This window comes from Nocardiopsis sp. TNDT3, from assembly GCF_003427465.1.
Taxonomy (GTDB): Bacteria; Actinomycetota; Actinomycetes; order Streptosporangiales; family Streptosporangiaceae; genus Nocardiopsis; species Nocardiopsis dassonvillei.
Genome location: NZ_QPFC01000658.1, coordinates 1 through 6,212, shown reverse-complemented (window position 1 = coordinate 6,212; position 6,212 = coordinate 1). Strand labels below are relative to the sequence as shown.

Sequence of the window (6,212 nt, the reverse complement as noted above, 5' to 3'; positions counted from 1 at the left end):
ACCGCCGACATCGCCCAGTGCGAGCCCAACCCCGTCAGGACCAGCCGCACCACGGTCGTCTGCGCCACCGGCACCAGTCCGCCGGTGCCGCCCGACTGGACGATCGCGTTCATCGAGTAGACGAAGTTCTCCGTCACCTCGAAGCCCAGACCCACCAGGGACCCGATCACGAACCCGTCCACCGGACCGCGCACGGCGGCGGGGAAGGCCACCGCCACCAGCACGATCCCGGCGAGCTTGAGCACCTCCTCGTTGAGGGGGGCGGTCATGGCCGCCCCCCAGACCCCGGAGAAGGGCAGCCCCAGGCTCTTGGCCCAGATCGAGCCCAGGCCCGCGTTGGCGACGACCCCGCCCGCCGGCGCGGCGGTCAGACCCCAGAGCACCGCGACCACGGAGGCGTCCAGGGCGGGGTCGCGCACCGGACGGATGCGGCGCAGTACCCAGAACCCGAAGGCCAGCGTCACCAGCCCCAGGAACACCGCCAGCGCCGCCTCGGAGAAGAAGACGCGCACCAGCCCGGTGAACCGCACCGCCAGGTAGCCCAGGCCCACCGCGCACAGCACCCCGATCAGGACGAGCGCGGCCAGCGCGGGCAGCCGCTGCCCGCGGGCGCGCCCGCCCCCGGTCGGCCGCTCCCAGGCGTGCCGGGGACCGGAGTCCTCCTGGCGGGCGCGGCGCGGCGAGGGCACGGAGCGCCGGTCGGTCGCGGCCGGACGGTTCTCGGGTTCGGGGTTCACGAGCCCTCCCGGGTGAAGGAGACCGAGCGCACGACGTCGGCGACCGCGCTGAGGTCGGCCGGGGTGGCCTCGCGCCCGGCCAGGGTCATCTCCACGGCCAGCTGTCCGTCGGGGGAGGGGTAGACCACCGCGGAGCCGTCCCCCTCCCGGCTCTCCAGGGCCCCGGCGAGCCCCTCGACGCCGCTCCGGGTGGAGATGGCCTCCGGGGCGCCCAGCCTCGCCGTCGCCTCGCCGGCGCGCACGACCCGTCGCAGGCCCGCCCACAGCTCCTCCAGGCTGGGCGGCGGCGAGGTCACGGGGGTGACCGAACTGAGCGTCAGCTCCACGGGCCCCCGGGTGAAGCGGTAGATCTGCCCGGCCTGGCTGGAGCCGGTGTTGAGGTGCCAGCCCTCCTGGGGGAAGGTGAGGGAGGCCCGGTAGTCACCCGCGGACCCCACGGGCACCGGTTCGCCGGAGGGGACGGACTCCGAGCCGGGCAGGAGCGCGTTGACCAGCGGCCAGGCCACCACCAGCAGCGCGATCGCCGCCGCGGCCACGCCCAGTGGCACCCAGTTGCTGCGGGGGCCGCGCCGCTGTGTGCGCGCGTCCTCCCCGGTCGCCTCCGCCATGGCGTTCCCCCTCGTCACCCGCGGTGATGCCCTGTCACGGCAAGCGAAACATTCGGGAGTGTGTGCTTTGGTGGCACGGCGCCGACTTGGCACACGTTTACGGTGATTTCACCAATGCGGGGGATCGGCGCGGGGGCGCGGTGACCGGCCGGGAACGCTCAGAGGCCGGTGGGCATCGGGCCCCCGTTCCACTCGACGGTGTCGGACAGCGCCGCCGCGAGGTCCATGTCGGTACCGGTGAGGTCGGCGTGGGCGCGGTGCAGGTTGAGCACGATGCGCTCGGCGTCGGCCCAGTCGCGGAATCCGCCCAGGTCGCAGTCCCTGGCGTTCTCCAGCGGGGTGAGCCCCCGGGCGACCCCGTCCCGGGCGGTCTCCAGCACGAACCGGTAGTAGCGCTCGTGCTCACCCAGCACCGCGTCCAGCCCGGCGGCGCCCAGCAGCGGGCCGTGCCCGGGGACCACGTGTTCGGGGCCGAACGCGTACAGCCACTCCAGCGAGCGCAGCGCGCCCTCCAGCGAACCCATGAACACCAGTGGCGTCAGCCCGTGGAAGACCAGGTCGCCGGTGAACAGCACCCGCTCCTCGGGCAGCCAGGCCACCACGTCGCCGGGGGTGTGCGCCGTGTGGCCGGGGTGGCGCAGCTCCACCCGCCGCCCGCCGGTGTGGACGGTCAGCTCCCGGTCGAACACGATCGACGGCAGGCGCCGGGTGACGCCGCCCCAGTCCGGAAGGGGCGACCAGAACGGAGGGCAGGCGTCCAGGATCGGGTCCTGCGCGAGCGCCTCGCGCATGGCGGCCTGCCCGATGAGCGCGGCGGACTCGGGCAGCAAGCTGTTGCCGTAGGTGTGGTCGCCGTGGTGGTGGGTGTTGACCGCCCACCGGACGGGCGCGCCGCCGGTGGCGCGCGCCAGGGCGCCGAGGAACGCGCGGGTGCGTGCCTCGGACGCACAGGTGTCCACCACCAGGAGCCCGTCGCCCCCGGCGACGGCTCCCGCGTTGTTGACCCACCAGGTGCCGTCCGACTGCACCCAGGCGTACACGCCGTCCACGACCTCGGTCAGGCTCGCCGCATCCGGCCCTGTCCGTGCGGTCCGGTCCATGGGGTCCTCCCTCGCGCTCGCCGACTTCGGGGAAAGAAGGAAGAGGCTACAACAGCGCCCCCGCGGAGCCCACCGTGGCCGGTACCGGCCGAAGAGGGAAACGGCCCCCATACGCGCTGTTATCGTGACGACCGCATATCCGGTTCGTGCGTCCGTGGGCGCACGCGCACGCCCTCGGACGGGCCAGGGAGCAGGGACACACGTGAACAGCGAGGCGGGTATTCCCGCGGGCTCCTCCCGGGAGGGGAACGCCCACGGAGCCGGAACCGAGCACCGGGACGCGAGCGGTTCCGAGGAGGGACCGGAGCACCGGGAGGGCCCGCAGCGCCGCGATGACGAGGCGCTCCCCCGGTCCGGAGACCAGCCGGGACCGCTCCGCGCGGCCTGGCCCCTCCTCTCCGCCCTCCTCGCCTGGGCCGGAACGGGTCTTGTCGCCAGCGCCCTCCTGCTGTCGGTGGTTTCGCTGTTCCCGGGGGACCCGCCGCAGGACTTGGGGCTCGGCCCCTCCCTGCTCGTGGCGTTCTCCGCCGGACTGGCGCTGCTGGTCCTGGTCCTGCGCCACGCGGCGTCGCGGGAGACCGGCCCGGACCACGACCGCAGGGGGCTGATCCGCCTCACGGCGCTGGCTGCTGGGGCCGCGCTGCTGTCGTACCTGGCCTACCGCTCCTTCCCGCTCGACGCCTTCGCCCGGCTCACGGAGAGCAGGGACACCTGGGCCCCGTCGGTCCCGGGCAGCCTCCAGTGGGTTGTGCTGTGCGCGTTCGCCCTGGGCTTCCTGGCGCTGCTCCTCGCCGTCCACAGTCCACGGTCCCAGCCGGGCGGGCGTGCCTGGACGGGCTTCGCCGCCGGTGTCCTGGCCGTGGTCACGGCCGGGTGGGCGGCCGTCTCCGAGACTACCCACCAGCCGCTGGAGCACGCGGTCGCCGCCCCCGGAGCCGCCCCGGGCATGCCGACCACGGTCACCCGGGTGGGCTGGGCCTGGGAGAAACCCGAGGACGCCAGAATCGAGCGGGTCGTGGCCGGACCGCGCGGGCCGGTCGTGCTGCTCGGGGACGGGCTGGTCGGCCTGGACGGTGCGAGTGGTGAGGAGCTGTGGACCTACCGGCTCCCCTTCGGCTGGTACACGAGCACAGACGCGTCCCTGGGGGGCGACCTGGTGTACGTGAGCTACCGACAGGACCCCGACGACATCGAGAGCGGGCGGATGACCGCGGTCGACACGGCCACCGGCGAGATCACCAGGGAGGTGCCGGCACCGCCTGAGGAGCGGTCCGTTACCGGGGACGACCACTTCATCGGTGTCCTTCCCACGGGCAGTCTCTACACGGGCTCCGACGAGGAGCCGGGAACTCTGATCGCGTACGGCGATACCGGAGAGGACGAGCTGTGGACCTTCACTCCCACTCCCCAGGAACCGGAGACCATCTGTGATACGGAACGGCGGGTCCTTCTCCATGAGGACCTGATCCTGGCGGCGTACCTGTGCCGGGGGGAGTCGGATGTCCGGCCTCTCGTCGTTCTCGGCCTGGACGCGCGTACCGGGGAGCAGAGGTGGCGCACGCAGATCGGGGACCCGTACCCGAGCGGCTCCATGCGGATCTTCTGGGAGGGGCGCGTCGTGTCGGAGGGGGAGCACCCCGTGGTGGGAGTCGGTTCCGACTCCGGTCCCGTCACTCTGCTGGATCCGCGCACGGGCGCGGTGGCGGGCGAGTTCCCGGAGTTCCTGATGGAGGATGACGACGAGGCCAGCCAGGAATACCGGGCGATCCGTTCGGGATACCGGGGACGCGTCCACGCCGACACCGGAGGCGCGGTCTACGTCGAGCGGGACGGGAACGACGGGCACCTCGTCCACCGCGTCGACCCCTCCGGCACGCTGGTCCGCACCACCATGGTCCCCGAACCGCCTTCGGGGGATGACGAGATCAGCGACGCCCTCGTCGTGGGGGACACCCTCCTGGTACCGCACCAGGAGCAGCCGGTGTGGGGCGGCGAGGTGGCGGCGTCCGTGCGTGTGATCCCGCTCGGGGAGGGACCGGACGAACCGGAGGACGGCGGCACGGTGATCGGGATCGACTCCGCCGTGAACCTCCGACTGCTGCCCGTCCCCGGGGCCGTCACCGCCTACGACTGGGACGAGGGCACCACCGTGTACGGCCTGGTGCCCTGACCCGGCACCTCCACAACCCCCTCCGGATCTTCGTCGGAGCCGGGCCCACTCGTCTCCTCGGGGAGCCCCCGAAAGCACGCCTGGGACGCCCGCAACGCCGTGGGACGGGCGCTCGAGCTGCCCGCGGACCTGGTCGCCGACGGGGTCGACGAGTTCCTGGCGTTCATGCTGGCCCTGGGCAGCGGGCCGCCCGAGGGCTTCGAAGCGGTGGTGTGCCTGCGGACCGCCGACTTCGGGCGGGCCTGGACCGTGGTCCCCTCAGCGGGAACCTGGCGGACGCGGCCCGTCGCCGAAGACGGTGCGACGACCACGGTCGAGGGCACCGCCTCCGACCTGATGCTCCTTCTGCGGGGGCGCACCGGCACCTCCCGGGTGCGTGTCGACGGGGACGCCCTCGCGGCCCTCCTCTCCGCCGCCGGAACCGAGTAGGCCGAGCGGTCCGAGGGCGCCGCGCCCGGACGGAAACGCGGTGCTCCCCGCCCATCGTTCCTCCGTCCGCGCCGATGAGTGAGCGCGGCGCCCCGCGCTCACTCCTCCGCGGTGCCGGACCCGGGCTGGATGACGTGCCCCGCCGCCTCCAGGCCCGCCGTGGCCGCCGCCACGAACACCGCCACGCTCACGTGCCTGCGGCGGGGCGGCCACACCACCGACGTGCGCCACGCCAGCGGGCTGCCCTCCAGCGGTGACCACACCAGTCCCTCGGGCAGGCCGCCCAGCGGGTGCTCGTTGAGGTGCACGCCCCGCCCGGCCAGCACCAGCCCGTTGACGAAGTGCGGGTTGCGCGCGTGCCGGATCGCGCCCGGCCGGAACCCCTCCGACCTGCACGCCGACATGATCTGGTCGTAGAGCATCGGCGCCATCGCGCGCGGGAAGACCACCAGCGGCATCCCGTTGAGGTCGCGCAGCCGCACCGGCCCGCCCGCCGCCAGACGGTGCTCGGCGGGCAGCAGCACCCCCAGCCTGCGGCTGGCCACCGGGCCCGACTCCAGCCCGGTGGTGTCGGAGGGGTGGCGCACCATCCCCACGTCCAGTTCGCCCTCGCGCAGCGCGGCCAACTGCTCGTCCGTGGTCAGCTCGTGCAGGTCCACCAGGACGTCGGGCGCCAGGCGGGCCAGTTCGGCGGTCAGCGTGCGCAGCGTGACCGCCATGGTGTCCGGCGGAATCCCGGCGCGCAGTATCCCGCTCCGCCCGGGGCGGATGCGCCGCATGGCCTCGCGGGCGGACTCGGCGCTCTCCAGCACCGGCCGCGCGTGCTCCAGCAGCAGCGCCCCGGCCTCGGTCAGCCGCACCTGGTTGCGCCCCCGGTCGAACAGCCGCACCCCCAGCTCCCGCTCCAGGTCGCGGATGCGCTGGGACAGCGGGGGCTGGGCCATGTGCAGGCGGGCGGCGGCCCGGCCGAAGTGCAGTTCCTCGGCCAGCACCGTGAAGTAGCGCAGGTGGCGCAGTTCCATGCGGCGACCCTACCGGCCATATCACTGCGATATCGCGTGAGGTCGCAACTGGTGTTGGACGCCGGAGCCGACGGGCTGTTCTCATGGCGTTCACCGGAAGGACGAACCGGCTTCCTCCCCGCCCCCGGCGCGGCGGCCCCCTCGTC

6 protein-coding genes are annotated in these 6,212 nt (G+C 73.8%); 2 read left to right on the top strand and 4 right to left on the bottom strand.

The window, feature by feature from the left end; genetic code table 11:
- From DQW06_RS16605 to DQW06_RS16595, 3 genes are all read right to left on the bottom strand, one after another.
- Positions 1 to 737: PrsW family glutamic-type intramembrane protease (locus DQW06_RS16605; protein ID WP_117198873.1), on the bottom strand; the 737-nt coding region annotated here is incomplete at its 3' end.
- Positions 734 to 1,345, bottom strand: coding sequence for a hypothetical protein (locus tag DQW06_RS16600; RefSeq protein ID WP_117198872.1), 612 nt, complete (start codon positions 1,343 to 1,345; stop codon positions 734 to 736). The genes DQW06_RS16600 and DQW06_RS16605, both read right to left, overlap by 4 nt.
- Positions 1,346 to 1,503: 158 nt before the next feature.
- Positions 1,504 to 2,445 (bottom strand): MBL fold metallo-hydrolase, encoded by a 942-nt coding sequence (locus DQW06_RS16595; RefSeq protein WP_117198871.1) that lies wholly within the window; start codon positions 2,443 to 2,445, stop codon positions 1,504 to 1,506.
- A 202-nt stretch (positions 2,446 to 2,647) separates the two neighbouring features.
- Between DQW06_RS16595 and DQW06_RS16590 the strand changes: the two genes are divergently transcribed.
- Complete coding sequence (locus tag DQW06_RS16590) at positions 2,648 to 4,615, top strand: PQQ-binding-like beta-propeller repeat protein (RefSeq protein WP_198662465.1); 1,968 nt, start codon at positions 2,648 to 2,650, stop codon at positions 4,613 to 4,615.
- Between the two features lie 99 nt (positions 4,616 to 4,714).
- Positions 4,715 to 5,044: a hypothetical protein gene (locus DQW06_RS16585; RefSeq protein WP_013152288.1), complete on the top strand. Its 330-nt coding sequence runs from the start codon at positions 4,715 to 4,717 to the stop codon at positions 5,042 to 5,044.
- Between the two features lie 98 nt (positions 5,045 to 5,142).
- Here DQW06_RS16585 and DQW06_RS16580 read toward each other — a convergent pair whose 3' ends face one another.
- Positions 5,143 to 6,066: a LysR substrate-binding domain-containing protein gene (locus DQW06_RS16580; protein ID WP_117198869.1), complete on the bottom strand. Its 924-nt coding sequence runs from the start codon at positions 6,064 to 6,066 to the stop codon at positions 5,143 to 5,145.
- Positions 6,067 to 6,212 lie beyond the last annotated feature (146 nt).